Raw genomic sequence first — 833 nt, 5'->3', positions numbered from 1 at the left:
TGGGGTTTCCCCATGCGAGAGTAGGTCATCGTCAAGCGCCTATCCCGAACCCCCGAGCCACGACAGCGGCTCGGGGGTTTTTGCTTGCGTCAGGAAAGACGGTCTTCCTCTGCTCTGCGGAATTTTTGTGTGGACATCGGACGCATTGTGAAAATTTCTGTTATCCAGCAGGGGCACTTACGGAGGTTTCGCGTGCCATAGGAAACCCTGAAAAAGACTTTGCTATGCTGGTGAAATACGCCCGTCCCCTTGCGCGAGTATCCCGATGAAGCAGTCCTTCTCCACCGACGCCGAGTATGCCGGCAAGCGCAAGCAGACCCGCCGTAACCGCTCCATAAACCCTACCTTCGAAACCGCGCCCTGAGATCTGATGCTGAGCTCCCGATTCCCTCTGGAGCCTGCCCCGCATGATGCGTCCCGCCCCCAACGTCAAAGCTGTTTACCTCTACCCCAAGCCGGTCGATTTCCGTAAATCCATCAATGGCCTGGCGGCCCTGGTCGAGTTGGATATCAAGGTTGCGGTGTTCGACCCTGTGCTGTTCGTCTTCCTCAATCGCACACGCAACCAAGTGAAAATTCTGTACTGGCATCGCAACGGCTTCTGTCTGTGGCTCAAGCGCCTGGAGCGCAAAGCGTCGAAGACTACGAAGCGCTGCTGCCGTGGAATTGCTCGCCAGCAACTGCATCCTGACCGACGAACCCTGCTGGCGGTAGGTGGGGTTTATGGAGCGCTTAGTACGCCAGCCAAGCTGGCAGTTGATAAAGGGTGCAAGTCCCTGCGAGAGAAGTCATGGCGAGACACCTCGGCCCCGAGTCATGCGCTGGTCACCGCG

General features: G+C 57.7%; 1 pseudogene. It reads left to right on the top strand.

Annotated features, from left to right (window positions below):
• Positions 1-407: 407 nt before the first annotated feature.
• A pseudogene (gene tnpB, locus ACYVD0_RS12350) lies at positions 408-590 on the top strand (IS66 family insertion sequence element accessory protein TnpB); the annotation flags it as partial.
• Between the last annotated feature and the right edge of the window lie 243 nt (positions 591-833).

Source organism: Azotobacter armeniacus, from assembly GCF_054779355.1.
Note: the sequence above shows the minus strand (reverse complement) of the source record. Positions and strands in the feature narration are given on the sequence as shown.